The sequence below is a fragment of the Aerococcus sp. NPDC058936 genome (assembly GCF_042741995.1).
Classification (GTDB): Bacteria; Bacillota; Bacilli; order Lactobacillales; family Aerococcaceae; genus Aerococcus.
The window spans coordinates 1-1,167 of record NZ_JBHYKZ010000024.1; the positions used below are offsets into that span (position 1 = coordinate 1).

At 39.2% G+C, this 1,167-nt stretch carries 1 protein-coding gene and 1 pseudogene; both read left to right on the top strand.

Going from position 1 to position 1,167, the window contains the following annotated elements; all coding sequences use genetic code 11:
* Nucleotides 1-707: 707 nt before the first annotated feature.
* Entirely contained in the window at nt 708-881 is a 174-nt protein-coding gene (locus ACFW0C_RS09850; RefSeq protein WP_375839303.1) for a hypothetical protein, read from the top strand.
* A 90-nt stretch (nt 882-971) separates the two neighbouring features.
* Nucleotides 972-1,167: pseudogene (locus tag ACFW0C_RS09855) on the top strand (hypothetical protein); the annotation flags it as partial.

Below are 1,167 nucleotides of genomic sequence, written 5' to 3' on the forward strand. Positions count from 1 at the left end.
TCACAAAAACCTTTTTCGTTTCACCCACCTTGGTTCAGATCTAGTGCTGTGTTTTTTTTATTTCCTGCTGTTTTTTTTGTCAGAATGACAAACCGATTTCGAGCCGGCGAGAACCCATTGTCACACCACGATTTAGGGGGTGTGTATAAATGGGCACTCTCTGTGAAATTTGAAGCTTTGAAATTCCGAATGGCGCACTTATACACTCTGTCGAGTGAGTGCTAAAATGCTGAAGCATTTCCGTCAAGCGTGTGGAGGAATCTTGTAGAGAGATATAGCATAGATACCCGTATCTCTAGAGATATTTTGGTATATCCCTGCTATATCTATGGGGTATCTATGCTATATCTTTGGCTTCAAAAACGGCACCTGTTCTAAGAGCATAGAAACTCAACAGGCACAGCCTGTTTGACACCCTTTTTTTTAGGGTGGCACCGAGTTTCCTTATGCTCTTTTTCTCTGAAGCTAAACCTGTTTTATATGTCGTAGTCTTTTTATTGGGAGTGACCCCTTGCTGTACAATTTCCGGAGGTGCCGATAAGGGACGAATTTTCCCTTGTCGGTTGCCATTGGGGATTGTAAGGGGTGGAGGCTCGGAATCAAAAGGAAACGAAATATCATTCCGAGTGTGCTTCTTTTTTCTGTTCTTGAATTCTATTATTTCCAATGTTAGAATTATGTTAACAACTTGTTAGGAGTGTGTTTGGATGGAAGAGAAAAAACAAATTGGACCTCGAATTACTGTTGAAACATTTAAAAAGCTAGAGTTATTAGCCGAACATTTTACAAAACACAATGAATTTGGAAGAGTTTCAAAAGATGCTGTAATTGAGTTTGCTATTAAGGAATTGTATAGGGACTATTTGGGAAAAGGACGCTAATTTTTGTTGAAAAACTGACTTCGGATTTGGGGTTCTTTATTATTAACTTGATTTTAATTAAACATTACAGGAAAAATTGAGGGGAAATGGATGGATAAACGCAATGGTGACGCGGTTTTCATAGCTCCAAATGATGTTGTAAAAGTGACCACTATGAATCACGTCATTGAAGTTCAGCATATGGAGAAGATGAACCGGAAAAATAATATCAAAAAATTGGACAAGGATAGGTTTGTAGACCTCTCTACTGGGGAGATCCGGGAGTTAGAGCATGCGGAAAATCGGC

Excerpts from the sequence above, each read along its gene's own strand:
- ACFW0C_RS09850 (WP_375839303.1), top strand. The coding sequence starts at position 708 with ATGGAAGAGAAAAAACAAATTGGACCTCGAATTACTGTTGAAACATTT.